Annotated in this window: 24 protein-coding genes; 19 read left to right on the top strand and 5 right to left on the bottom strand. The window is 57.3% G+C overall.

What is annotated here, in order from left to right; genetic code table 11:
- The first annotated feature begins 46 nt into the window (after positions 1–46).
- Positions 47–1,234 carry an MFS transporter gene (locus ACR42C_RS13480; protein WP_116339302.1) on the top strand — a complete coding sequence of 396 codons (1,188 nt, stop codon included), beginning with the start codon at positions 47–49 and terminating at the stop codon, positions 1,232–1,234.
- 41 nt (positions 1,235–1,275) lie between these two features.
- On the opposite strand, the gene gap is transcribed toward ACR42C_RS13480, so the two are convergent.
- Together gap and ACR42C_RS13470 are read right to left on the bottom strand one after the other, a co-directional pair.
- Positions 1,276–2,286 carry a type I glyceraldehyde-3-phosphate dehydrogenase gene (gene gap / locus ACR42C_RS13475; RefSeq protein WP_116339304.1) on the bottom strand — a complete coding sequence of 337 codons (1,011 nt, stop codon included), beginning with the start codon at positions 2,284–2,286 and terminating at the stop codon, positions 1,276–1,278.
- A 78-nt stretch (positions 2,287–2,364) separates the two neighbouring features.
- Entirely contained in the window at positions 2,365–3,345 is a 981-nt protein-coding gene (locus tag ACR42C_RS13470) for a GlxA family transcriptional regulator (RefSeq protein WP_163329905.1), read from the bottom strand.
- A 148-nt stretch (positions 3,346–3,493) separates the two neighbouring features.
- Here ACR42C_RS13470 and ACR42C_RS13465 point away from each other — a divergent pair, with 148 nt between their 5' ends.
- Together ACR42C_RS13465 and ACR42C_RS13460 are read left to right on the top strand one after the other, a co-directional pair.
- Positions 3,494–4,465 carry a fatty acid desaturase gene (locus tag ACR42C_RS13465; protein ID WP_479984216.1) on the top strand — a complete coding sequence of 324 codons (972 nt, stop codon included), beginning with the start codon at positions 3,494–3,496 and terminating at the stop codon, positions 4,463–4,465.
- Positions 4,458–5,216, top strand: a complete 759-nt coding sequence (locus ACR42C_RS13460) for a phosphate/phosphite/phosphonate ABC transporter substrate-binding protein (RefSeq protein WP_116339310.1) — start codon at positions 4,458–4,460, stop codon at positions 5,214–5,216. The genes ACR42C_RS13465 and ACR42C_RS13460 overlap by 8 nt, the downstream gene beginning before the upstream one ends.
- Here the strand turns inward: ACR42C_RS13460 and ACR42C_RS13455 are convergent.
- Positions 5,195–6,091: a LysR family transcriptional regulator gene (locus ACR42C_RS13455; protein WP_116339312.1), complete on the bottom strand. Its 897-nt coding sequence runs from the start codon at positions 6,089–6,091 to the stop codon at positions 5,195–5,197. The genes ACR42C_RS13460 and ACR42C_RS13455 overlap by 22 nt on opposite strands.
- A 23-nt stretch (positions 6,092–6,114) precedes the next feature.
- Complete coding sequence (locus ACR42C_RS13450; RefSeq protein WP_479984215.1) at positions 6,115–8,403, bottom strand: FdhF/YdeP family oxidoreductase; 2,289 nt, start codon at positions 8,401–8,403, stop codon at positions 6,115–6,117.
- A 979-nt stretch (positions 8,404–9,382) separates the two neighbouring features.
- Between ACR42C_RS13450 and ACR42C_RS13445 the strand changes: the two genes are divergently transcribed.
- The 11 genes from ACR42C_RS13445 (at position 9,383) to ACR42C_RS13395 (ending at position 21,488) form a co-directional block, all read left to right on the top strand.
- Positions 9,383–9,877 (top strand): SH3 domain-containing protein, encoded by a 495-nt coding sequence (locus ACR42C_RS13445; RefSeq protein ID WP_163329910.1) that lies wholly within the window; start codon positions 9,383–9,385, stop codon positions 9,875–9,877.
- A 23-nt stretch (positions 9,878–9,900) separates the two neighbouring features.
- Complete coding sequence (gene tssJ, locus ACR42C_RS13440; RefSeq protein ID WP_116339318.1) at positions 9,901–10,404, top strand: type VI secretion system lipoprotein TssJ; 504 nt, start codon at positions 9,901–9,903, stop codon at positions 10,402–10,404.
- A gap of 28 nt (positions 10,405–10,432) precedes the next feature.
- Positions 10,433–11,776, top strand: coding sequence for a type VI secretion system baseplate subunit TssK (gene tssK, locus ACR42C_RS13435; RefSeq protein WP_316379617.1), 1,344 nt, complete (start codon positions 10,433–10,435; stop codon positions 11,774–11,776).
- A 17-nt stretch (positions 11,777–11,793) separates the two neighbouring features.
- Positions 11,794–13,032, top strand: a complete 1,239-nt coding sequence (locus ACR42C_RS13430) for a DotU family type VI secretion system protein (protein WP_166711502.1) — start codon at positions 11,794–11,796, stop codon at positions 13,030–13,032.
- Positions 13,033–13,035: 3 nt separating this feature from the next.
- On the top strand, positions 13,036–16,656 hold the full coding sequence (tssM, locus tag ACR42C_RS13425; protein ID WP_479984214.1) for a type VI secretion system membrane subunit TssM: 3,621 nt from the start codon (positions 13,036–13,038) through the stop codon (positions 16,654–16,656).
- A gap of 16 nt (positions 16,657–16,672) precedes the next feature.
- Positions 16,673–17,389, top strand: a complete 717-nt coding sequence (gene tagF, locus ACR42C_RS13420) for a type VI secretion system-associated protein TagF (protein ID WP_116339326.1) — start codon at positions 16,673–16,675, stop codon at positions 17,387–17,389.
- A gap of 11 nt (positions 17,390–17,400) precedes the next feature.
- Positions 17,401–18,417, top strand: a complete 1,017-nt coding sequence (gene tssA / locus ACR42C_RS13415) for a type VI secretion system protein TssA (protein ID WP_479984213.1) — start codon at positions 17,401–17,403, stop codon at positions 18,415–18,417.
- A gap of 75 nt (positions 18,418–18,492) precedes the next feature.
- On the top strand, positions 18,493–19,017 hold the full coding sequence (gene tssB / locus ACR42C_RS13410) for a type VI secretion system contractile sheath small subunit (protein WP_008502644.1): 525 nt from the start codon (positions 18,493–18,495) through the stop codon (positions 19,015–19,017).
- Between the two features lie 3 nt (positions 19,018–19,020).
- Positions 19,021–20,520: a type VI secretion system contractile sheath large subunit gene (gene tssC, locus ACR42C_RS13405; RefSeq protein ID WP_014884232.1), complete on the top strand. Its 1,500-nt coding sequence runs from the start codon at positions 19,021–19,023 to the stop codon at positions 20,518–20,520.
- Between the two features lie 97 nt (positions 20,521–20,617).
- Positions 20,618–21,283 carry a hypothetical protein gene (locus ACR42C_RS13400; protein WP_320720278.1) on the top strand — a complete coding sequence of 222 codons (666 nt, stop codon included), beginning with the start codon at positions 20,618–20,620 and terminating at the stop codon, positions 21,281–21,283.
- Complete coding sequence (locus ACR42C_RS13395) at positions 21,276–21,488, top strand: hypothetical protein (RefSeq protein WP_320720277.1); 213 nt, start codon at positions 21,276–21,278, stop codon at positions 21,486–21,488. The genes ACR42C_RS13400 and ACR42C_RS13395 overlap by 8 nt, the downstream gene beginning before the upstream one ends.
- On the opposite strand, the gene ACR42C_RS13390 is transcribed toward ACR42C_RS13395, so the two are convergent.
- The gene (locus tag ACR42C_RS13390) at positions 21,477–21,692 is read right to left on the bottom strand and encodes a hypothetical protein (RefSeq protein ID WP_320720276.1); all 216 of its coding nucleotides are present in this window, start codon (positions 21,690–21,692) and stop codon (positions 21,477–21,479) included. The two genes, ACR42C_RS13395 and ACR42C_RS13390, sit on opposite strands and share 12 nt — an antisense overlap.
- A 273-nt stretch (positions 21,693–21,965) precedes the next feature.
- Between ACR42C_RS13390 and ACR42C_RS13385 the strand changes: the two genes are divergently transcribed.
- From ACR42C_RS13385 to ACR42C_RS13365, 5 genes are all read left to right on the top strand, one after another.
- Positions 21,966–22,448: an Hcp family type VI secretion system effector gene (locus ACR42C_RS13385; RefSeq protein ID WP_008502640.1), complete on the top strand. Its 483-nt coding sequence runs from the start codon at positions 21,966–21,968 to the stop codon at positions 22,446–22,448.
- A gap of 58 nt (positions 22,449–22,506) precedes the next feature.
- Positions 22,507–22,998, top strand: coding sequence for a type VI secretion system amidase effector protein Tae4 (locus ACR42C_RS13380; protein ID WP_121424099.1), 492 nt, complete (start codon positions 22,507–22,509; stop codon positions 22,996–22,998).
- The gene (locus tag ACR42C_RS13375) at positions 22,995–23,348 is read left to right on the top strand and encodes a T6SS amidase immunity protein Tai4 family protein (protein WP_479984212.1); all 354 of its coding nucleotides are present in this window, start codon (positions 22,995–22,997) and stop codon (positions 23,346–23,348) included. Before ACR42C_RS13380 ends, ACR42C_RS13375 begins: the two co-directional genes overlap by 4 nt.
- Positions 23,349–23,434: 86 nt before the next feature.
- Positions 23,435–25,195 carry a type VI secretion system-associated FHA domain protein TagH gene (gene tagH / locus ACR42C_RS13370; protein ID WP_320720274.1) on the top strand — a complete coding sequence of 587 codons (1,761 nt, stop codon included), beginning with the start codon at positions 23,435–23,437 and terminating at the stop codon, positions 25,193–25,195.
- On the top strand, positions 25,192–25,989 hold the full coding sequence (locus ACR42C_RS13365) for a PP2C family protein-serine/threonine phosphatase (protein WP_023336024.1): 798 nt from the start codon (positions 25,192–25,194) through the stop codon (positions 25,987–25,989). Before tagH ends, ACR42C_RS13365 begins: the two co-directional genes overlap by 4 nt.
- Positions 25,990–26,004 lie beyond the last annotated feature (15 nt).

The raw sequence follows: 26,004 nt of genomic DNA, 5'->3' as shown, positions 1-26,004 counted from the left end.
ATGCTTTTGCGACAGTTGTCACATTTTTATAACGGGAGAATAACAGATGAATTCATGTGTCGCGGCGAGAGAGGCCGTTGCGCCTGCCAGACCCGCCTGGCGGGCCGTCTATTCACTGGGGCTGGGCGTGTTTGGTTTGATAACGGCAGAGTTCCTGCCGGCCAGTTTGCTGACGCCGATGGCCGCGAGCCTGGGCGTCAGTGAGGGCATGGCCGGGCAGGCCGTCACCGCCACCGCGCTGGTGGCGCTGGTGACCGGCCTGTTGATCGCCCCGGCGACCAAAAATATCGACCGTCGCTGGGTATTGATGTTTTTCTCTGTGCTGCAAATCATCTCCAGCCTGCTGGTGGCCTTTGCGCCCACGCTGCACGTCCTTCTGATGGGGCGCCTGCTGTTAGGGGTCGCCATCGGTGGGTTCTGGGCGATGTCGACGGCCACGACGATGCGTCTGGTTCCGGCGGATAAGGTGCCGAAAGCGCTGGCGGTGATCTTCTCCAGCGTGTCGATTGCCACCGTGGTTGCGGCCCCGCTGGGGAGCTATCTGGGCAGCCTGATTGGCTGGCGCAACGTCTTTGTGCTCTGCATTCTGCCGAGCATGCTGGCGCTGCTGTGGCAGATCTGGGTACTGCCGTCCATGAAGCCGGAGAGCAGCGGTAGCCTGAGCACGTTGTTCCGCGTGCTGCGTCGTCCGGGGATGATCGGCGGCATGCTGGCCACTATTCTGATCTTCAGCGGCCATTTCGCCTTCTTTACCTACCTGCGCCCATTCCTGGAAACGGTGGGGCAGGCGAACGTTGAGACCATTTCACTGATCCTGCTGGGCTTTGGGCTGGCGAACTTTGTCGGTACTTCCGTTGCCGGGCACCTGCTGGCACGTAATCTGCGCCTGACGCTGGCGCTGGTGCCGTTCGCCATGGGCATACTGGCGCTGGCGATGGTGGCGTTTGGCCATCTGGCGATGCTGGACGGGTTCCTGGTGGCGCTGTGGGGCTTTGCGTTTGGTCTGGTTCCGGTAGGCTGGTCAACCTGGCTTGCTACCACCGTTCCGGATGAAGCCGAAAGTGCAGGAGGGCTGCTGGTGGCCTCAATTCAGCTGGCAATCAGTGCCGGTGCGGCCGTGGGCGGAGCGGTATTTGACCTTAACGGTGCCAGCGGAGTATTCGCCGGAAGCGGGTTGCTGCTGGTGACGGCGATGGTGGTTGTGTTGATGGGCGTGAAGGTCAAAGCGGAGTAATTTATTTGCCGGGTGAGCGCTTGCGCCACCCGGCCCCAGGCTTACAGCCCTTTCTTATCCATCCACACCGCCAGATCCACCAGGCGGTTAGAGAAGCCCCACTCGTTGTCATACCACGCCAGGATCTTCACCATGTTCCCGCCAATCACCAGCGTGGAAAGCCCGTCGATAATGGAGGAACGCGGGTCGCCCTGATAGTCGCTGGAGACCAGCGGTTCATCGCTATAGCCCAGAATGTCTTTCAGCGGCCCGCTGGCTGCCGCGTTACGGAACGCGTCATTCACCTCTTCGGCGGTTACGTTCCGGCTGAGCGTTACCGTTAGATCCACAATCGACACCACCGGAACCGGCACGCGCAGAGAGTACCCGGTGAGTTTGCCGTCCAGTGAGGGAATGACTTTGCCCAGCGCTTTCGCCGCGCCGCTGGAGTAAGGCACAATCGACAGCGCCGCCGCGCGCGCGCCGCGCAGATCTTTCTCCGGCTGGTCGTGCAGCGCCTGGCTGTTGGTGTAGGCGTGCGTCGTGTTCATCAGACCATGCTCAATCCCGAACTGTTGATGCAGCACCTGAGCCGCCGGCGCCAGGCCGTTCGTGGTGCAGCTCCCGTTACTGACGACCAAATGCTGAGCCGGGTCGTAGCGATCGTGGTTCACCCCCATCACAACCGTCAGATCGTCATTCTTGCCGGGCGCGGAGATGATGACGCGCTTTGCACCACCGTGCGTGACGTGCACCGCTGCTTTTTCCCGCTCGGTAAAGAAGCCGGTGGCCTCTATCACCACGTCAACGCCGACATCGCGCCACGGGATATTTGCCGGATCGCGCTCGCTAAACACCGTGATCCGCTGACCGTCCACCTGCAGCGCGCCGTCAGCCGCTTCAACGGGCGCGGGCAGTTTGCCCAGAAGGGAATCATGTTTCAGCAGATGGGCGAGGGTTTTACTGTCCGTCAGATCGTTAATGGCCACAATCTGAAGAGCCGGGTTACCCAGCGCCGCGCGCAGGAAATTACGTCCGATACGGCCGAAACCGTTAATACCGACCTTAACCATGGTGCACTCCTTATCTCTGTTGTCTGGAGTCACTGTAGGCGTCGGGCTGGTTGGCGTAAATGACAAAAAAGGATCAGATTACGCCATCTTGCGGCAGTGGAATCGCTGGCGGTACTCGCCGGGCGTGAGGTGAAGCTGCTTCTCAAAGATGCGGCGCAAATTAATGCTGGTGCCAAACCCGCTTTGCTCGGCAACGCGATCAAGGGGATCATGGGTCTGCTCAAGCAGCTGCCGGGCGGCGGCCAGGCGCGCTTCGGTCACGTAGCGGGCAGGCGAGACGCCCGCGTCGCGGGTAAATACCCGGGTAAAATTGCGCGGGCTCATCGCCACCTTTTCGGCCAGATTTTCCACGCACAGGTCGGCGGTGAGGTTCTGCAGGATCCAGGTTTGCAGCTCGCTTATGGGCCCCGATGTGCCAGGCTGCTGCAGGCTATAGCGGCTAAACTGCAGCTGTCCGCCGGGACGTCGCAGGTACATCACCATATCCTGCGCCACGTCGCGGGCGAGGGTAAATCCGTAGTCGTCCTCCACCAGCGCGAGGGTCAGGTCGAACCCGGAACTGACGCCGCCGGAGGTCCAGATGGGGCCATCCTGAATGTACAGCGGGCCCGCTTCGACATGGATAGACGGATACCGGGCTTGCATTGTCTCCAGCAGCCGCCAGTGGGTGGTGGCGCGACGACCGTCCAGAAGGCCGGTCTGGGCCAGCAGCATCGCGCCGCCGCAGATAGAGGCTACCCGCCGGGCATGCGGCGCAGCGAGGTGCAGCCAGTCCACCACCGCCGTGCTTTCCTGCTCGTTCATCCCGCGTCCGGTGATGATAATGGTGTCCAGCGGTTCGCGCGGATCCAGCTCCGGCAGACGATAGTCCGCCAGCAGGTTCAGACCGGACTGGCCGTGGATCACCTGGTGAGGCTGCGTGGTGGCGATGATAATACGGTAGCGGGGCCGGGAAAGCCCTTCCGGATGCAGCCGGTTGGCCTGCATCAGAATGTCGGCGATACCGGCGGCTTCAAACAGCATGCCACCGTCGGGAACGATAATTAAAATTTTCTTCATGTCCTGAAAAGTACCTTTACCACAAAATAAGTCAAGCGGCGCGTGCCCCCACATTTCTGGCAAAGCAAAGCGATTTAAGTTCTTTGTTATTTCAGGCGTTATCCCGGATCGTCAGGGCACTGTCTCTGGCGAAACGGCGTCTGAAGGAATGAGTCAACGAAACTCCCTCTATTTACATCCGCAACAGCGCGAACAAATCCGCCATCTCGCATCGGGTTTTATATGGCGAAGCGAACTGCCCACGTGGCTGTTGATCGTCACTATTTATGCCGGCTGGTTTGCCACGCTGGCGTTCTGGCAAACGCTGGGCCTGCTGCCCGCCACGCTGCTGCTCATCGGGTTTACCGCCTGGTACATGTCGCTGCAGCATGAGCTGATCCACGGACATCCCACCCGTTTCGCCTGGCTTAACCAGCTGCTGGGCACGCTCCCGCTGGCGGTCTGGTATCCGTACGGCCTGTACCGGGATTCCCATCTTGCGCATCATCGGCACCATAGCCTGACCGATCCGGTGGATGACCCGGAGTCGTACTATTTTACCGACGAGAGCTGGGCACGTTTTTCGCCGTGGCAGAAACGCGCGATCCGCGCCCGGAATACCTTTTTCGGGCGGCTGGCACTGGCGCCGCTACTGGATATCCTTCAGTCGCTGGGCAGCGCCGTGACGGCGTTTCGTCATCGTCAGCCGCGGGCAATGGCGATGTGGCTGGTTCACGCTCTGCTGCTGGCGGCGCTTTTCGCGTGGATGGCGCATCACGGCTTTTCACCCGTCTGGTTTGTGCTGGCGGTAAGCTATCCGGCGCTGGCGCTGACCAAGGTCCGGTCGTTTTACGAACATCGGGCGGCGGACGATCCGCTCGCGCGATCGGTCATTAACGAGGCCGGGCTGTTCTGGCGGGTGCTGTTTTTGAATCTCAACTACCATTCCATTCACCACGATTTACCGGGCGTTCCCTGGTACGGGTTACCGACGATCTACCGGCAAAATCGGGAGGCGTACCGGCAGCGTAACCACGGCTTTGTGGTCAGGGGCTACGGTGACTGGCTACGCCAGTTCTGGACCCGGCCTGTGGAGGTCACCGTTCATCCCGGAAAACAACAGGAGGAGAGGTATGAGTAACCTGCTGGCGCTTCCCATGTACGCCGTGGATCGCGCCGACACCCGCGCGCTCTGGCTGGCGGTGCAGCGTCTGCTGGCCGCACGGGATGTGCCCGTCGATCCTGTTCCCGGCTGGCCGGAGTCTGACCTGCTGACCCACTGGCGGCAGCCTGAGCTTATCCTCAGCCAGACGTGCGGCTACCCGCTGGTCACGCAGCTCCCGGACGTGCAGGTGGTGGGCTGTTTTCACTACACCGCGGAGGGCTGCGAAGGGTTCCAGTACCGCAGCTTTCTGGTGGCGCGCGAGGAGGATCGGCACCTGACGCTGGCGGATTTTCGCGGACGTCGGGCGGTCTGTAATTCGGTAGACTCGCAGTCCGGCTATAACGCACTGCGAAAAAAGGTGGCTCCCCTGATTGTTGACGGGCCATTTTTCTCACAAACGTCATTCAGCGGCAGTCACCGTCAGTCCCTGATTGACGTCCAGCGCGGGAAAAGCGATATCGCCGCCATCGACTGCGTGACCTGGGCGCTGCTGGAACGTCATGAGCCGGAACGGCTTGCGGGGCTGGCGGCGATCGATCGTACCCCGCTTACGCCTGGGCTGCCATTAATCACGTCGCAACGCACGTCCCCCGAAACACTCAGTGCCATTCGCGATGCGCTACGCGAGCTGGTGAGCGCGCCGGAATACCGGGAGGTTTGTGTCGCGGTTCTGATCGGCGGTTTTAGCGTGGTGACGCGCCAGGCTTACGCCGCATTGACCGTGTGAAAAATCGCCTGTGCGTCGGTAAAACAGCGCAGCGCCAGCGAGGAGACGGGCTTCTGCCTGCGCATAATCAGGCCGACGGGGGCCTCAACGTTCGCATCGGCGATGGGGACGATCCTGAAATTGTTGTTCAGTTCCTCAAGCCCGTTGTTCAGCGGCATCACGGCGCAGCACACGCCGCTCTGAACCGCCTGAATGATCTGGTATGTGGAGTCGCTCTCGAAAACGGACCTGGGTTCGATGCCGGCTGATTTAAAGCTGGCCTCCATATGCGCCCGGTAGTGCATCCCTTTGGTCAGGAACCCCAGCGGAAAATCCGTCAGATCGCGCCAGGTGAGCGGTGTCTGGTCCAACTGGAAATGACGGGTATCGTGCAGCAGGCCCATCTTCGTTTTAGGAAGCTGGATAATATCAAACAGGCTGGTGTCGATGCTGTTGAGATAGCAAATCCCCAGTTCCAGCTGGTTGCGGCTGACGCCGTCCGCAATCTGCGCCGAAGACATAGAATAGAGGCTGTAGGTCAGCTCCGGGTACTTTTGCGTCAGCTGGCGGATAAAGATCATCGGATCCACGCTCGCCAACGGCACCATCCCCAGACGTAATTCCCCCACCACCTGACCTTTGCACAGCGCGGCTTCCGCCTGCAATCCGTCGTGCGCGGCGAGCAGTGCGCGCGCCCACGCCAGAATACGTTCACCCTCCGGTGTAAACCCTTCAAAGCGCTGTCCGCGCACAATCAGCACCAGCCCGAGCTCCTCTTCCAGGCTGCGGATGCGCATGGAGAGGGTCGGCTGGGTGATATTGCACCGCGAGGCCGCTTTACCAAAATGGCGGGTTTCGTCGAGCGCGAGTAAATATTTTAACTGTTTTATGTCCATCACTCTTCTCTGCGCGTGAAGCCTTACAGCATGCGGATCTCTTTCGAGCGCAGGGTAATGCGAACCGGAACCGATTTATACGACGGCGTACCGCTGTCCTTATCGAGATAATCGAGCGGCACCAGCACGTTGGCCTCCGGGTAATAGGCCCCGACGGAGCCCTGGGCGATGTTGTACGCCACCACGGTAATATCCTCCAGACGCTGAGCGCTGCCGGGCAGGGCGGTTTCAATATCCACGCGATCGCCGTGTTCCAGCCCCGACTGCGCCATATCCTCTTCGTTCATAAACAGCACGTCGCGGCGCCCAAACACGCCGCGGTAGCGGTCGTCCAGGGCGTAAATGGTGGTGTTGTACTGATCGTGGCTGCGCAGCGTAATCAGGCGCAGAACATGCTCGCCTTCGCCGCTGGCGTTCTCGTGTACGCCGTCGAATACCGAAAACATCGCTTTGCCCGTCGCGGTCGGCCAGATACGCTGCGTCGGCGGCAGCGGCATGCGGAAGCCGCCGGGAACGCGGATCCGCGCATTGTAGTTCTCGAAGCCCGGGATGGTCTGCTCAATCAGATCGCGGATGCGGTCGTAATCCTCGACCAGCGTCGTCCAGTCTACACGGGTATCCGACAGCGTGGCTTTCGCAAGGCCTGCCACGATGGCGGGCTCCGAGCGGAGTAACGGCGAGGCGGGTTTTAGCTTGCCGGAGGAGGCGTGCACCATCGACATGGAGTCTTCAACGGTAATGGACTGACGGCCGGTGGCCTGCATATCCAGCTCGGTGCGGCCGAGGCACGGGAAAATAAAGGTCTCTTTGCCCACCAGCAGATGGGTACGGTTGAGCTTGGTGCCAACGTGCACGCTCAAATCCAGGTTACCCATCGCCGGAAAACCCCGTTCGTGATCGGGCATCGCAACGGCAAAGTTCCCGCCGAGGCAAATGAGCGCTTTTGCGCGACCGTCGATCATGGCCTGCGTCGCCTGCACCGCATCATGCCCGTGACGGGAAGGGGGCTCAAAGCCAAACACCTCTTTCAAACGCGTCAGGAAGGCGGGGGTGGGCTTCTCGCTAATCCCGACGGTGCGGTTCCCCTGAACGTTTGAGTGGCCGCGCAGGGGGCAGATCCCCGCGCCGGGCTTGCCGATATTCCCGCGCAGGAGCAGCACGTCAGCAATCAGGCGGACGTTGGCCGTGCCTTTATTGTGCTGGGTAATCCCCATTCCATAAGTAATGATGGTGGCGTTTGATTTTGCATAGGCCTCGGCCACCTTTTTGAGTGCTGCCTGGCTGAGCCCGGATTCGCGCTCGATGTCATCCCAGCGGGTCTGCGTGATATCGGCAGCAAAGTCGTCAAGGCCCTGGGTGTGTTCTGCTATAAAGGTACGATCGAGCACGTTACCGCGTTCGGCCTCCATTTCAAGAAGATGTTTAGCAATACCTTTCAGCGCGGCAGCATCGCCCCCGGCCTTCACCTGGAAGTAGGTTGAGGCGATATCCGTAGAGCTATAGGTTGCCATTTCAATCACGCTTTGCGGATCCGCAAAACGTTCGAGGGCGCGCTCGCGAAGCGGGTTGAAGACGATAATCGGCACGTTGCGACGAGCCAGCTCATGAAGGGTCCCCATCATTCGCGGATGGTTCGTGCCGGGGTTATGACCGATGGAGATCACCAGCTCGGTCTTGTCGAAGTCGTCCAGCGAGACGGTACCTTTCCCAATCCCGATGGAGCGAGGCAAGCCGACGCTTGTGGCCTCGTGACACATATTCGAGCAGTCCGGGAAGTTATTGGTGCCGTACTCCCGGGCGAACAGCTGGAACAGATACGCCGCTTCGTTGGAGGCACGTCCGGAGGTATAGAACTCGACCTGGTCCGGTTCGAGCCCGCGCAAGATTTCCCCAATGCGTTGAAACGCCTCGTCCCAGTCGACGGGCCGGAAGGTATCGCTAGTCCGGTCATAGCGCAGGGGATGCGTCAGACGCCCGTAACCTTCCAGCTCAAAGTCCGATTTTACCAGCAGCGAGGAGACGCTGTTTTCCGCCAGAAACGCGGGCGTCACGCGCTTGCTGGTCGCTTCCCATGTCACCGCCTTGGCGCCGTTTTCACAGAACTGGAACGTTGATTTGTGTTCTTTATCGGGCCACGCGCAGCCCGGGCAGTCAAAACCGTCAGGCTGGTTGGTGCGCAGCAGCGTAGCGGGGGCTTCAAAGGTATCCATTTGAGTACGTACCGCAATGGCCGTCGCTTTTAACGCGCCCCAGCCGCCGGCAGGACCATCATAGTGTCTGATACCGGGAACTGATCGTCTTTTCGTGTTCATACATACTCCTGACGTGTTTGATCGCGCAACGGCTGGGTAATAAGCAAAAGCAATGACTGGCATAAAGGGGAACCCATGCGATCGAGTTATAGCTCTTGCCTGTAATCATATTTATAACAATGGGTTAAATCGGTGTATGTGTAACTATTTAAAGAAATTATAACGAAATTTTATCATTTTAATAATAAATTATATCTATCATGTGTTCAGTCTGAGCGATGGCGGTAGCGGGGCGATAATGTAGTCAGGGTGAAATTTCAAATGAAGGTTGCGTGGTTTGCAGCAAAGCGAATCCGAACAGAAAAGGGAATGCTTCACAATTTCATCGAGGGAAACGTCATAAATGGTGTAGCAACGCTTAATTGTTATAATATCCAGGTGATAATAACGGGGAAAAAGTAATGGCTAAAAGAGAAACTTATTTTGAAGTGCAAAATTAACTTTTTTCAACCCTGCTGAATAAGCTTCATATATTCATCTTACCCCTTCCAGTAATTAATGTTACATGGCTAATGCAACAAATAATTCATACTGGATATATTTTCTTCACCTCACAAAAAGCCAAAATCTACTAGTTATGGTAGTAGTAATAATAGAGTGACTGCGGTAATGAAAGTAATTCTTTTTTGGGGTTAATCTTTAAATATCAATTGGATAACTGGTTGTCTGGCGGGTGAAATAGAGGGTCGCGCTTAAATCATATTTTTTTCTCAGATTAATCCTATAATCATTCATGTGCTTCTTTAAGCACCACTTGTCAGGCAGGAAATATTGAATTGCAGGCAAGCTCATGTAAACTTGTTTACCGTTTGTCAAAATATGTCAGGAAGACGCTGGGCCTTATTCTGAAGGGCTCGTGCGGTAGCTATGCCTTAAAATTAGTAACACCCCGAAATTATCCTGACTATTTTAACAATAGCACCTAAGTCAAATTTCATCCCCTTATCTCCATCATCAAAATATCGCTACGGAAAAGCATATGAAAATGCGCGTACTGTTTTCACTTCTGTTTGTAATGGCGGTGGCGGGCTGTAAAGCGCCACAGAAACCGGCAATCACCGACGACACGATTGTGACCAGCCAGGTCAACGGCGTCACCCTGACTCACCGTCACGCCGTGGTGCCGCCAACGGAATTCACCCCGCTTAACGAGCCTTATCGCGCCATGTACCCGGCCTCCCTGATGAGCCGTCCTGATTTTGGCGGAAAGGTTATCCGTACGCTGGATACCGGCAAAACTTATGTGGTGCTGGGGCAGGTTGAACACTACTGGATGGCGCTCGCCGATGAGGGGAACGACCAGCTGATTGGCTACGTCCCGATGCGTGCCGTTATCAAAGCCGACCAGTACGAAGCGACCGTTCGTAAACAGGCCATTCGTCCTAAGGCGCGTAAAAAGGCGACCTGCGTCGATGTGGATGGCAACAGCAAAGCCTGCAAAGACAGCGCTAACGGTACCTGGATCCTGAATTAAACGGCTTTCGTGGGCGTATTTTTATGAATAATAAAAAGTTTCATCGGCTGTGGTTAGTCTTTTACGCGGCGTTTTTCGCCCTTGTCAGTGGTTGTACGTCGTCTTCACACAGCGACCCTTCCCGCTACAATCTGCAGTTTCAGGCTCATCCACAAATCAATGATTCTGCGCCACTTAAAGTCCGGGTGCTGTTGTTGAAATCCGATGCGGATTTCATGTCCAGCGACTTCTATTCCCTGCAGAACAACGCGTCAGCAACGCTTGGCGCGAATCTGCTGAACAGCGATGTTTTCTTCCTGATGCCGGGACAGCTGTCCAAAACCCTCAGCGGTCAGAGCGATCCCGAGGCGCGCTATATCGGCGTGATGGCGGAATATCAGAAGCTGGACGGGAAAAAATGGCGCGTTTCACTCCCGCTGCCTGTGCCAGGCGAAAATCATATCTACCAGTTCTGGAAATGGTCCGCGGATGAACTCCAGGCCAACGTTTTTCTCGACGTAAACGGCATTCGGGTCATCAGCCAGTAACGCGCTTCACAACAGGAAACACATCATCATGACCAAAGCAGAAAAGGTCGTCTGGACCGAAGGCATGTTCCTGCGTCCACACCATTTTCAGCGGACTGAAAGTTATCTGCTCAACCATGTTCGTGAGTGGGGTGCGCTGCAGCGTTCTTATCTCTGGGGCTTTCTCGACGTAGAGCTGGACGAAGCAATGCTTCGCCAGGGCTGCATTGCCCTGAGCTACTGCAGCGGGTTACTGCCGGACGGCACCTTTTTCCAGGTGCGCAACGGACGCAACGGTCCCGCGCCGCTAAAAATTCCTGACAACCTCACCAACGAAAAGGTGGTGCTTGCGCTGCCGGTTCGTCGTGGCGAGCGGGAAGAGGTGATCTTCAGCGAAGAGCCGGCCTCGCTGGCGCGCTTCGTCGCGTTCGAGCAGGAGGTGGAAGACGATAACGCCATGTCGGTAGGGGATGCTACCGTACAGTTTGGCCGCCTGCGTCTGACCCTGATGCTGGAAAAAGACCTCACGGCAGAATGGACCGCCATCGGCGTGGCGTTTGTGACTGAAAAACGCAACGACAACCACGTGCGGCTCGATAACAGCTACATCCCGCCGATGCTGAACGCCAACAACAGCCCGCAGATCTACAGCATGATTAACGATCTGCACGGCTTGCTGGTGCAGCGCAGCCAGCAGATTGGCGGCCGCCTGCGCCAGCCTGGCCGCTTTAACACCTCTGAACTGATTGAATTTACGCTGCTGTCGCTGGTGAACCGTCATCTGGGCGAGATTTCACATTTGAAAACGCTGCCGCTGCTGCACCCGGAAACGCTCTGGCGCAGCTGGCTGCCGTTTGCCACCGAGCTCGCCACCTGGACGTCGCAGCGTACAACCGAGAGCGTGCTGCCGATTTACGATCACGACGATCTGGCGAACTGCTTCAGCAAGCTGATGCTGATGCTGCGTCAGGGGCTGTCGCTGGTAATGGAAGACCACGCGATTCAGCTGCCGCTTAACGAGCGCTCCCATGGCCTGAACATTGCCACGGTGCCTGAAACCAGCATGGTGCGTGAGTTTGGCTTCGTGCTGGCGGTAAAAGCCAACGTGCCGGGCGAACACCTGCAGACCCATTTCCCGGCGCAGATGAAGGTCGCACCGGTCTCGAAAATTCGCGATCTGGTTCAGCTACAGCTGCCGGGCATTATGCTGCGCGCCATGCCGGTCGCGCCACCGCAGATCCCGTGGCATGCCGGCTACAGCTACTTTGAGCTGGAGAAGGGCAGCGAGCTGTGGCACGAGATGGATAAGTCCGGCGCATTCGCCCTGCACCTTGCAGGGGAGTTCCCGGGGCTGGATATGGAGTTTTGGGCCATCCGTAGCCCGACAGAATAATAAAGCGAGCGCTTAATATGCAGGAACGACAGGATAGCGGCAGTGATGCCGCGTTTACCGGAGCCAGTAGCAACAATCAGCTGGTGGCGGCCGCCAATCCGCTGCTCAACGCGATTCCGCAGATCCGTCATTCGGTATCACATGACGATCAGGTGGCGTTACGCCAGCGCCTGATCGATGAGATTCGCCGTTTTGAAGTCCGCTGCCAGCAGGCGGGGCTGCCCTACGAAGTGATCGTCGGGGCGCGCTACTGCCTGTGTACGGCGCTGGACGAGGCCGCCGCGCTTACCCCCTGGGGCAGCAGCGGCGTCTGGTCCAGCAATGGCCTGCTGGTGACGTTCCATAACGAAACCTGGGGCGGGGAGAAGTTCTTCCAGCTGCTGGCGCGCCTGTCGCAGAACCCGCGCGAGCATATTCTGCTGCTGGAGATGATCAACTACTGTCTGCTGCTGGGCTTCGAGGGGCGCTACCGGGTACTGGACAATGGTCGCACCCAGCTTGAAACCATCAAGCAGCGGCTGTGGCAAATGATCCGAGGCGTACGCGGCAGCTATCCGCCGCCGCTTTCTCCTCATCCGGAAGATCGTCCGGTGCTGCGCAAGCTGTGGCGGCCGATGGTTCCCCTGTGGGCCTGCGTGGCGCTGGCCGGGTTTATCGCCTGCCTGTTTTATATCGTGCTTAACTGGCGTCTTGGCGACAGCACCAACCCGGTGCTGGCGAAGATTTACCAGTCCCAGCTGCCGGAAACCACCATCCAGCAGCCGGCGCGTCAGCTGCCCGCTGTGCTGAACCTGCGCGGCTTCCTGAAGCCTGAAATTGAGGCGGGCCTGGTGGCGGTGAAAGACGAAGCGGATCGCAGCGTCGTGATCCTGAAGGGCGACGGGCTGTTTGCCTCCGCCTCTACCGTCGTGCGCGACCGCTATGAACCGGTCATCAACCGCATTGCGCAGGCGATGAATAACGTCAGCGGCAAAATTCTGGTGGTGGGCTACAGCGATAACGTGCCGATCCGCAGCGCACGCTTTGCCTCTAACTACGAGCTCTCACTGGAACGCGCGCGCTCCGTACAGAAAATGCTGCAGGGAAGCCTCTCTCAGCCTGGCCGCGTGAAGGCGGAAGGGCGGGGCGAGATTAACCCGGTGGCGCCGAACACGACCCCGGAAAACCGCGCCCGTAACCGCCGTGTGGAAATTACTCTGCTGGTGTCGCCTGAAAACACTCAGGCCGAGCTGAACGGATTGCCGCAAGGAAACTAAGGAATGCTGACGACTCTTCTTTCCATACTGACTAACCGCATTCTGTGGAGCTTCCTCGGCGTCACGGCGCTGGCGGCGGTGATCTGGATGATAGGTCCGCTGTTGTCCATCGTGGACACCCGACCGCTCGAATCCGAGCAGAACCGCATCATCAGTATTGCCGTGGTCTACCTGCTGTGGGCTCAGGGCCATATTCTGCCGCGTCTTTATAACGCCTGGCTGAACCGCAAGCTGATGGACAAGCTCAACGAGAACACCACCAGCCCGGAGGCGGCGGATCCGCAGCAGCGCCTGAACAGCGAGGAGCAGATCCTCGCCAGCCGTTTTGATGAAGCCGCGCAGATGCTGAAAAAAGCGCACTTCAGCAAAGCGGGACAGGGTGCCCAGTGGACGCAGCGCTTCAGCACGCAATATCTCTACCAGCTGCCGTGGTACGTCATTATCGGCGCGCCGGGTTCCGGTAAAACCACGGCGCTGGTTAATTCCGGGCTGCAGTTCCCGCTGGCCGACCGCTTCGGTAAAACCGCGCTGCGGGGCATCGGCGGCACGCGCAACTGCGACTGGTGGTTCACCAACGAGGCCGTGCTGCTGGATACCGCGGGTCGCTATACCACTCAGGAAAGCGAACAGGTGCAGGACGCCGGTGAATGGCTGCAGTTCATGGGGCTACTGCGCAAGTACCGTCGCCGCCAGCCGATCAACGGCGTCATCGTCACGATCAGTATTTCGGACCTGCTGACCCAGTCCGCCGAGGCGTCCCGCCAGCAGGCGGTGAACCTGCGCCAGCGCCTTTCTGAACTGCATGAGCAGCTGGGTATCCGTTTCCCGGTGTACGTGATGGTGACCAAGGCCGACCTGCTCAAAGGCTTCCGCGCGTGGTTTGCCGACTACGACAAAGCGCAGCGAGACCAGATCTGGGGCTTCACGCTGCCGTGGGAGCAAACCAAACACGCCGATTACGACCTGATGGGTAACTTCCAGCAGGAGTTTTCTTTGTTACAGCAGCGCCTTGATGCGGGGCTGCCGGAAACCATGCTCAAAGAGCATGATGCGAAAACCCGTGCCGAAGCGTATCTCTTCCCGCAGGAGTTCGCCGCGCTGCGTCCGCTGCTGGCGGATTACCTCAGCACGGTCTTCGCCCGCTCCAACTTCGAAACCGAGTTCTCGCCGCGCGGGATCTACTTCGCCAGCGGTACCCAGGAAGGCATGCCGTTCGACCGCGTAATGGGCGAGCTGAACCGCGCGCTCTCCCTGCCGGAAGGGGGAGAGAACGATAACTGGGATTCGGTAAGCAAAGAAGCGCCTATCCCCGGCGCGAAGGGCCAGAGCTTCTTCATCAAGAACCTGCTGCAAAACGTCATCTTCCAGGAAGCCGGGATTGCCGGCGAAAACCGCTGGTGGGAACTGCGCAACCGGGCAGTGATCTGGTCCGGCTACGCGGCGCTGCTGGCCCTGCTGGCGATCCTCGGCGGGCTGTGGCTGACCAGCTATGCAAAAAACAAGGCCTATCTGGAAGAGGTGGATGCGAAGGTGCCGCTGCTGGACCAGCAGAGCAAAGCGTTGCAGAACCAGCCGCAGCGTGACCTGTTCGATCTGCTTCCGCTGCTGAATGGCCTGGTGGACCTGCCGAAAAGCGACGCCTTTGATGTGAACGATCCGCCAGTCTCCCGCCGCATGGGGCTTTATCGTGGGGATGACGTCAGCGATGCCTCTCAGTCCCTGTACCAGAAGGCGCTGGATCAGCTGCTGTTGCCCGCCGTTGCTATGCACATCACCACCTGGCTGCGCAATGACAACGGCAGCGACGTGGAGTACAGCTACGAGGCGCTGAAAGCCTATCAGATGCTGTATCAGCCGAAACACTACGACGGCAAATTCCTGCATTCGTGGGTGATGCTCAACCTGCAGCGTAACCTGCCGCAAAACGTCACGAAGGCGCAGCTGCAGCAGCTCGAATGGCATCTCACCCAACTGCTGGAGCCGAAAATTCAGGCCTCGCCGTACGCTCAGGACGAATCCCTGGTGGCGCGCGAAAGGGCTTTGATCAACCAGCAGCCACTTTCAACCCGCGTCTACGGTCGCCTGAAGCGCCTGCTGGAACATGACGAAAACCTCAAGCCGGTCTCCCTTTCCGATCTGGGCGGCCCGCAGAGCGAGCTGGTGTTTTCCCGCAAAAGCGGCAAGCCGGTAAGCGAAGGCGTGCCGGGGCTCTATACGCCGGACGGTTACTGGAAAAGCTTTAACAGCCAGATTGACAGCGTAACCACCGCCCTGCATGAGGACGACGCCTGGGTGCTGGGTGCCGCAACCGCGCAGGAAGATAAACAGCAGATCGATAACGCCGTGCGCCAGCTCTACATGCGCGACTTTATCGCGAACTGGGATCGCTTTCTCGCCGACATTCAGCTTAATAACAGCGCCGATCTCTCCCAGCGCATCAACACCGCGCGCCTGCTCTCTGGCGCAAACTCGCCCCTGCGTCGTCTGGTCCAGAACCTGAGCCAGGTGCTGACGCTCTCCCGCGATACCCCGGCGCCGGAAGATGCCGGTAAAGCGCAGGCGCAGAGCAACCGCGCCACCCGCACGCTGGAAGCGCTGTTCAGCAATAATGACAATGCCCCGACGCAGGCCGCCGCAATTACTCAGGCGCCGGAGCAACTGGTGACCGACCATTATGCGCCGATGATTGAGCTGGCGCAGCCGCTGGAGAAGGGCGGGAAGACGATTGTATTTGATGATTTTCTCAGGCAGGTGGATGAGCTTTATCGTTACCTGACCGCGGTTCAGGATGCGGCCAACAGCGGTATGCCAGCACCCGGCGGTGAGGCGATCAGCCGTCTGCAGGCCAGCGCTGGTCGTTTGCCGGGCGGACTGCAAACCATGTTCAGCAACATGGCGGTGGGGGCCAGCAGCGATACCCAGCGCCGCGACCTGGAAAACGTGCGTAAGCGGATTAACGTTGAAGTCGGCGGGTTCTGCCGTCAGGCAATCGCCGGCCGCTACCCGCTGGTGCGTAGCGCCAGCACCGAGGTCACCCCGGACGATCTTGCCCGCATGTTTGCCCCCGGTACCGGGCTGATGGATACCTTCTTTCGCGACAACCTGACCAGCAAAGTCGATACCACGCAGGCAAACTGGCGCTTTATGCCGGGCATCGACGGTAAAACCCTGCCGGGCAGCGAAGGGCTGTTGAGACCGTTCCAGCAGGCCCAGTCGATTCGCGACGCTTTCTTTGCTAACGGCGCCACCACGCCGTCTTTCAAGGTAACGGTACGCACTGTGAGAATGGATAACACCATTCTGAACCTGACGCTGGACGTCGACGGCCAGCTCCTGCGCTACAGCCACGGCCCGCAGGCCGTGCAGATCATGAACTGGCCGGGGCCGGGCGGCACCAATCAGGTACGCATGCAGCTGGGGCTCGTTAACGGCAGCACGGCGACGCTGGTAACCAACGGTTCCTGGGCGCTCAACCGCTTTTTCGACAAAGCGAGCACCAGCCCTGGCGCGGGTAGCCTGAGCCGTCAGGCTACCTTCAACGTCGACAGACATCAGGTCACGCTGGAGTTTGCGCCAAACAGCATTCGCAACCCGTTCCAGCTTCCCCGTTTTTCATGCCCATAACCGCAAGGACAGCCGTATGACGAATACCCCTGCGATGAACCGCTACAGCTGGTATGGCAAATTACCCAGCGCCGGAGATTTTCTGCAGCGTCGCTTTCCTGACACCTTACAGCGCCAGTGGTCGCACTGGTTTCAGGTTGGCCTGCTCGCCTGGCAGCAGGAAGAGCAGCGCGGTGGCGAACGCCAGTTCACCAAAGCACCGGTCTGGAATTTCGTCGTCCCGCCGATGCTGGGCAGCCAGATGATCCAGATGGGCTGCCTGCTGCCCGGCCGCGACAGCGTTGGCCGACAGTACCCGGTTTGCATTCAGCTGAGCTTTGCCCCGTCAGAGTGGTCGACCAGCCTGCTCAGCCAGGCGGAGAGCTGGTATCAGCAGATTGGTCGTCTGGGGCTGCACGCGGTGCGCAACAGCTTTTCCGCCTCGCAGCTGGATGAGATGCTGATGTCCATTCCGGCGCCGCAGCCCGTCGAGCCGCAAAAGCGTTCCGACATCCTTGACGTCATTGGCTATGACGAGGACGGCCAGAGCACGCTGGGCTGGCCGCAGGCGGCAGAGTGTTTTGACCCGCTGCGTCAGACCAGCTACTGGTGGACCAACCGCTGCGACGGTTACCCGCTGTACACCCACGTTCACAGCGGCAATTTCACCGGGCAGCTTTTCACCCTGCTGTTCGACCCGGCAGGGGGCGCCCGTCCGGGGCGTCACGGTCTCTATCCGCCCATGTTTGAATAAGCAGGGATCTCATGAATATCGAAGAATTTCTCGCGCCAATAAGCCCCGAAAAGCCCTGCGGCGAAAACCTGGAGTACGACGCCGACTTCCAGATCATGAATCAGGCAAGTCTTGGGAAAGCGGAACAGCAGTTTGGCGACACCATTATCCCGGCAGAGCCTGCTGACTGGAACACGGTTGAAAAATTCGCCACCAGCCTGCTGACCCGCACCAAAGATCTTCGCGTGATGCTGGCGTTAACCCATGCCTGGACCCGCCGCCGCGGGCTTGCGGGCTACGCGGACGGATTATTGCTGGTGCAGGAGGCGATCGCGCGCTACTGGGAGCCGCTCTACCCGCTGCTGGAAGAGTATGGCGAAAACGACCCGTTCTACCGCATTAACGCCCTGGCCGGGCTGAGCGATAAATCCGACCTCACCGTCGCGGTACGCAACGCCTCGCTGCTGCGTTCTAACGGCGATGAAATTTCGCTGCGTGACGCCCAGGCGCTGCTGGACGGCAGCAAGACGGAATGTCCGGACTATCCCGGCGGCCGTCCGCGGCTGATTGACGAGCTGGCCCGCGGCGACCAGCCGGGAACCGCAGCGGTTATCGTCATTAACGAACGGCTGCTGGCCATCCGTGAGCTGCTCACCGGGCATCTCGGTGAAAGCGGCGTGCCGGAGATGGAACAGCTGCTGAAAACCGTGGGGCTGGTCGCCAGCGCGTGTCAGGTGACCGACATCAGCAAGCTGCTGCCGAACCGTGAAGCGCAGGCAGAGCCACAGGCTGAACAGCAATCGGCGGCAACGCAGCCGATTCAGCAGGTGACCGACTGGCGCAGCGTGCAGGTCACCAGCCGCGCCGACGCGCAGCTGATGCTGGAAAAAGCGAAGCAGTATTTTGCGCAGTACGAACCGAGCCACCCCGCACCGCTGATGATTGAACGGGTGCAGCGGCTGTCAGAACTTAACTTCATGGACATTATTCGCGACCTGGCGCCAGACGGCGTTAACCAACTGGAAAACATCTTTGGACGCCGCGAATAACGCGTCCAGGCATTATGACGACAGGCATGGAGCCTGCCGTTTCACCTTCACCGCGCATCTTTGATGGAGAACATCATGGCAATGAGTAACAGTGGGCAGAAATTCATCGCACGTAACCGTGCCCCCCGCGTGCAGATCGAGTACGACGTAGAGATCTACGGTGCAGAACGTAAGATTCAGCTGCCGTTTGTGATGGGCGTCATGGCCGATCTGGTCGGCAAACCGGTTGAAAATCTGCCGGCCGTCGACGAGCGTAAATTCCTCGAAATCGACATCGACAACTTTGACGAACGCATGAAGGCGCTGAAGCCGCGCGTGGCGTTCCAGGTGGATAACACCCTGACTGGCGAAGGTAAGCTCAACGTGGATCTGACCTTCGACAGCATGGACGACTTCCTGCCGGATGCGGTGGCCCGCAAGGTAGAGCCGCTGAACAAGCTGCTGGAAGCGCGTACCCAGCTCTCTAACCTGCTGACCTACATGGACGGCAAAAACGGTGCGGAAGAGCTGATCGCTAAAATTCTGCAGGATCCGACGCTGCTCAAATCCCTGAGCCAGTTGCCGAAAAATGACGAAAGCGCGAAAGGTAGCGAGGAATAATCGATGAGCAACCAGACTCAACAACACGAGCAGCAGGCGGGGCAGGCGTTCAGCCAGGATGAGTTCAGCGCGCTGCTGAACAAAGAGTTCCGCCCGAAAACCGATCAGGCCCGTTCCGCCGTAGAAAGCGCGGTCAAAACCCTGGCGCAGCAGGCGCTGGAAAATACCGTTACCTTCTCGAACGACACCTATCGCACCATTCAGAACCTGATTGCCGGTATCGACGAGCAGCTGTCGCAGCAGGTGAACCAGATCATTCACCACGAAGAGTTTCAGAAGCTGGAGAGCGCCTGGCGCGGCCTGAGCTATCTGGTGAACAACACTGAAACTGACGAGATGCTGAAGATCCGCTTTATGAGCATCTCCAAGCAGGAGCTGGGCCGCACCCTGAAGCGCTTCAAGGGCGTGGGCTGGGACCAGAGCCCGATCTTCAAGAAAATCTACGAGCAGGAGTACGGTCAGTTCGGCGGCGAGCCGTTTGGCTGCATCGTGGGCGACTACTACTTCGACCACAGCCCGCAGGACGTGGAGCTGCTGGGCGAAATGGCGCGCATCGGCTCTGCGGCGCACTGTCCGTTTATCACCGGTACTGCACCGGGTGTGATGCAGATGGAGTCCTGGCAGGAGCTGGCTAACCCGCGCGACCTGACCAAGATCTTCCAGAACACCGAATACGCGGCCTGGCGTTCACTGCGTGAATCCGAAGATGCCCGCTATCTGGGCCTGGTGATGCCGCGCTTCCTGTCGCGCCTGCCGTACGGCATTCGCACCAACCCGGTCGACAGCTTTGACTTTGAAGAGCAAACCGACGGCGCGAACCACAACAGCTACTCCTGGGCGAACGCCGCCTATGCGATGGCGGCTAACATCAACCGCTCCTTCAAAGAGTACGGCTGGTGCACCTCGATTCGTGGCGTGGAGTCCGGCGGGGCGGTGGAAAACCTGCCGTGCCACACCTTCCCGAGTGATGACGGCGGCGTGGACATGAAGTGCCCGACCGAGATTGCCATCAGCGACCGTCGTGAAGCCGAGCTGGCGAAAAACGGCTTTATGCCGCTGGTTCACCGTAAAAACTCCGACTTTGCCGCCTTCATCGGCGCGCAGTCTCTGCAGAAACCGGCCGAGTACCACGACCCGGATGCCACCGCCAACGCGCGCCTGGCGTCTCGTCTGCCGTACCTGTTCGCCTGCTGCCGCTTTGCCCACTACCTGAAGTGCATCGTGCGCGACAAAATCGGCTCCTTCCGCGAGCGCGAAGAGATGGAGCGCTGGCTGAACGACTGGGTGATGAACTACGTGGACGGTGACCCGGCTAATTCCTCCCAGGAAACCAAGTCCCGCAAACCGCTGGCGGCTGCGGAAGTGCAGGTGCAGGAGATTGAAGACAACCCGGGCTACTACGCCGCGAAGTTCTTCCTGCGTCCGCACTACCAGCTGGAAGGTCTGACCGTTTCTCTGCGTCTGGTATCTAAGCTGCCGTCGCTGAAGACGAAAGACGCGTGATGATGGTGTCGGCCCTGGAGGGCCGGCAAAGTTAACCACATTGGCATAATTCATATAGAAAACCATCGACATTCATTAACTTCAGGAGGAATCAACATTGGGAACGAGTTCACCAAAAGAAATTGCAGATGGCATGTTGAAGATTTTTGATACGCGTAAACAGAGTGGTCCAGAAATTTTCGCTCGCAGCGCGGTCGATGGTTTTATGTCAATCCCAGAAGACTTATGGATGTTAACCAAAGATTTTCTGGATACAGACCATCGGTGGCGAAATGAAACAGATAAAATTAGGTTGTTAACGCTAATCAAAAAAGGGCTTACATCAGAAGATGTGCGTCGCTTAATCAATACAGTGGTCAAACGTTATCTGTCTGGTTTATCTGAAGAGCAATCTAAGGAACTCCTCCTAAAAGTAGGTGGGTCGCAAGTAGGTGGTATAGCCTTTAAAATGGTTTTCGTAAATGAATTAATTACGCTATTCGTTTCAAAAATTGTTCCGCGATTTCTTGTCTCTGCAGGACTTACTGGTGTGTTAAGTGTAGGGGCTTCAATTTCTCGCTCCGTTTATACCTCATACGATCTGTTAAAATTAAATAAAAATGTTTACTATGAGCTGCGTGGTGCGGGTGATTTAGATTTATTATATTTTCTCGTTGAAGATAATGTTAAGCCATTTATTGAGGCTATAAATTTCCAACAGAGTCATGGTGCTATAGATAAAGAGATTTTTAGCCGATTTTTAGCAGGAGCTAATCGTGTTTGAAAGAGCATCAAAGTACGCTATAGTCTATCTCATGCTTATTGTTTCATTTATGCTTTTCTTCTCAACTCTTGGCTATTATATTTTTGTTTTTGATTGGTCGGTAACAACCTTAGAAATAACGATAAATGCAGCTCTATTAATCATTCTTGTAGTTGCATCTATCGCTATTTACTATTTTGCGGAAAAACTAAAGTCAAGCCTTTGATTTGCGTAAAAACTTTAGCGAGAAGTAAAGTGCCAAAAGAATAACCAGCAGGAAAACTAATTTCCCAAAAAGTAAGCCTGCAGAAGTTGTAGTGATTTTTTCTAATGAAAATACATACCAGGCTGATTGGAAAAGATCTACAGTTGTGAAAATTGCGATAACTAAAAATACGACTGTCAGTATTAATAACATTATTTTCTTCATTTTATGTTGCCTTATATGAATGATACACGGTTGAAAATATTCTAGATGATGCAGTGAATGATTGTCTAGCGCTTAGTTACCATGAAGTGTGACTAACCATCATTTAGGGTGGTTGCAATTGCAGGCACTCTGAAGAGTCTGTACGAAGTACGAATTCGTCAGGCTAGAGGCAGAGGTAAAATATGGACGGTTTTATTCAGCCCCATGCTTTCCTGTTTGCCATATAAGTGCTTTTTCGAAAGCAATATTGTTCATCCACGAAGAGTAGATATTATGGCTATTGATATGTTTCTGAAGGTCGAGGGTGTTACGGGCGAATCTAAAGATTCTAACCACACCGGCTGGACTGATATTACCTCCTTCTCCTGGGGCGCTTCCCAGCCTGGTAATATGAGCGTTGGCGGTGGCGGCGGTGCCGGTAAAGTCAACTTTAACGACCTGCACGTTAACGCGCTGATCGACAAATCCACCACCGCTATCCTGAAACACTGCGCCAGCGGTAAACACCTGACCAAAGTTGAGCTGTCCGTATGTAAAGCGGGTGGCCAGCAGGTGGAATATTCCCGCATTACGCTGGAAGATGTGCTGGTGACTTCCGTTCAGTACACTGGTGCAGACAACGGCGATACCGTTGGTGTGACCTACGCATTCCAGGCTGCGAAAGTGAAACAGCAGTACTGGGAGCAGACCACGTCTGGTGGTAAAGGTGCTGAAAGCAGCGCTGGCTGGAATATCAAAGAAAACAAAGAAGCATAATAATAGTGGGCCCGAAAGGGCTCACTTTACCCTGAGCTTCTTATCAAGGAGAAATTAGATGTCTCAAATGCGTCCTGCTTTTGGTGCCGCCTGGAACAGATTCAGAGAAGTTAACGTAAACGTAGAACAGGTTGGCAAATTATTGGGTGGAAAAGTTCAGCATAATATCGACGCCGGTATTTTTAAAAATGCCTGCCCAATTCGTATGAGTTACGTTTTAAATTACTGTGGCATTCCGATTCCTTCTAACAGTAAATATGCGACAGTGACCGGGAACGACAAAAAGCGCTATATGTTCCGCGTTAAAGATATGATTGCATTTCTACCCACGGTACTGGGCAATGCAGATATGTCGGTTTCTTCCCCAACGCCTGCGCAATTTGCAGGCAAGCAAGGCATCATCATTTTTACCGGGCACGGCTGGAGCGACGCAACCGGTCATGTAACACTCTGGAATGGAAATATTTGCTCTGATGATTGCCATTTCCTCGGCTCACCGGGTAATGGTTCGTTTATTCCGACCAACGCCACCTTCTGGAGCCTGAAATGAAACGTTTATTACTGCTGGTATTGGCTATCAATGCCTCTGCTGTTTATGCCCAAAATCTGCCTGCCGTCAGCGCTTTTTCTCAGCAACAAATCTTTGAAAATTGGGTGCAAAATCGGTGCATCAGCAAGATCGCAGACAGTAAAAGTCTGAAAGATGATGCAGAGGCCAGCGCGGCCGCCTGGCTGGAAGCAAGCGATCTGCCTGCTGAAAATTTTGAAAAAGCTAACAAGGTGATTGCAACTTTACTGAAAGAGAACGTGGGCGGTACTCAGTCGGGTCAATATCAGGTTTTAAAGTGCAGCTTAATCGCCAACAGCGACGAGATTCGTCCGCTCAAAACCGCAAAATAGAAGCAGTGGAAGCGGCCCCAAACGCCGCCGTTCTCGCCCCGAGAGCGGCAGCGTTTGAGCGCTAATCATACCAGCAGGAATACGCCATGCGATTCACGATTATTTCTACGAAACCCGGTCATCAGCCGCCGCAGAGCAGCTGTGATTTTTACGCCCCGGGCGGCACCATTGGGCGCGGTACGGATAACAATCTGGTATTGCCGGACAATGACCGCACCATCTCGCGTCTGCAGGCCATTGTCCACGTTGATGCCCAGGGCGAATGCCGCGTCACCAACCGTGGCAGCGTCACCCGCGTGGTATTAAATGACATTCCGCTGGAGCGGGGGCGTCAGGTTGAACTCCAGGATGGCGACATTCTCGGTATTGATGACTACCGCATTGAAGTTACTGAGCTTATCCACGATACGCAGCCGGTAAGCCGTATGGCGGCCAGCATGCAGCAGCCGCCACGTCCGACAGCCGCGCCAACTGCACCCGCAGCGCAGGCGAAGCCTGCTAACCCTGCGCCACGCGGTAAATCGGAACCGACCGCCGTGCCGTCGGAAATCTGGGACAGCCTGATGCAGGAGTTCTCCATCTCCGACAGCATCTCCAGCAACCGCGCAAAACCTCAGCCTGCGACATCGCACGATCCGTTCTCCCAGCCTGCGGCCCCGGAGCGTAATGCCGAAGATCCGCTCGCGATGTTCAACGACAGCGATCCATCGCTTGAGCGTAAGAACGTCGACCCGGACACGCTGTTCAGCGACGAAGCGCTGTTCAAAAAAGAGAGCATTTTTGACGACGTGACGCCTTCCACGCTGGTGCCGCCGGTTGAGGGGCAACCCACCGCTAAAGAAGAAGCGTCGGACGAGCTCGACCCGCTGGCGCTGTTTGGTGGAAAGGCCAGCGCGCCAGCCGCGCGCAATGATGATCCGCTCGGGCTGATGGGCGGGGCACCTTTAACCCATCCGGATGACATTGCTGACGACAAGCCAGCACCAGCGCCTGAATCAGAGCAGGAAGAGGATGTGCTGGCCGATTCTCCGCTGTTCGCTCCTGAGCCGCAGGAAACGGCGCGTGAAGAAGAGCAGGCGCGACCGGATTACGCGGGCTTCACCATGCCAACGCCGCAGGCCGTTGCGCGTAGCAGTGCTCAGGCACCGAAGGGGCGTCTGCGCATCGACCCGGTCAACAACGCGGCAACCCCAACCGCAACCGCGAATAACGGCGAGAAGGGCGAAGTGCTGCAGGGCGAACTGCTGCAGGCGCTGCTCGAAGGCATGGGCCTGAGCGAAATGCAGCCCGTTCCGCAGTTTGACCGTGAAAATATGCGTCAGCTGGGGCAGATTCTGGGCATGTTCTCGCAAGGCACCGTGGCGCTGCTCTCGTCGCGCTCTATCCTCAAGCGCGGCGTGAAAGCCGATATGACCATGGTGCTGGACGATGCCAACAACCCGTTCAAGCTGTTGCCGACCGGCAAAACCGTACTGATCCAGATGTTTGGCACGCCGATGCCGGGCTTTATGCCGCCGACCAAATCCGTGCGCGACGCGCTGATCGACCTTCAGGCGCACCAGCTGGGGATGATCTCCGGTATTCGCGCCATCATCGCCGCGATGCTGCAGTCCTTTAACCCGGAACAGCTGGAGGAGCAGGCGAAGCAGAACGGCATGACCTCTCGTCTGGCGCTGCCGGGCAGCCGCAAAGCCGCCCTGTGGGACTATTTTGTTCGCAGCTATGGCGAGACGGCGGGCGAGATCGAGGATGACTTCCACACCCTGTTCGGCGAAGCCTTCCTTCATGCGTACGACATGGAGGTGAATCAGTACAAAGACTCACAGAGCGGATCGGAAGACAAATGAATATCGCAACCGCTTCTCTCTCCCGCCAGGGGACGCGCGCCAGCAACCAGGATCAGACGGGAGAAACCATAGGGGAACGCTCGGCCTGCTTTGTCGTCTGTGACGGCATCGCGGGGCTGCCGGGCGGTGAGGTCGCCGCGGAACTGGCCCGCAACAGCATTATCTCCCGCTTCGATGGCGACAAGCACCTGAACGCGCAGCATATCCGAGATTATGTACAGACGGCGAACCGCACCATTCTGAGCGAACAGCAGGCCGTTCAGGACTATCGCCGGATGGGCACAACGCTGGTCAGTCTGTTCATTGACCGGGACTACGGGCTGGCGTACTGGGCGCATGCCGGCGATAGCCGCCTGTACCTGTTTCGCCGGGGATGGCTGTGGCACGTGACCACCGACCACAGCCTGGTGCAGCAGATGAAAGATGCCGGGCATCAGACGGACGATCTCAACAGCAACCTGCTTTATCTGGCGCTGGGGATTGAAAACGGCGGGCCGGAGGCGAGCTACAGCGACGTGGTGCAGGTGGAAGACGGCGATGCCTTTTTACTCTGCACCGACGGGTTCTGGCACGGCGTCAGTGAAGAGCAAATGAAGCAGTCACTTCACATGGTCAATACGCCGCAGGAGTGGCTGACCTTAATGAACCAAATCATTCAAAAGAATGGCGAACAGGAAGGGAATGCTCAGGATAACTATACTGCCCTGGCGGTATGGATGGGCAATCCTCAGGACACTACTTTGCTGCACACCCTCTCTGACGCAGCACAATTTCTTCCCTGCGGAACTGATTAGACACACAAGGAACGA

It is taken from the genome of Enterobacter sp. MG-EB028 (genome assembly GCF_056673305.1).
The sequence above is the reverse complement of the archived record's forward strand: the minus strand, read 5'-3'. Positions and strand labels throughout refer to the sequence as shown.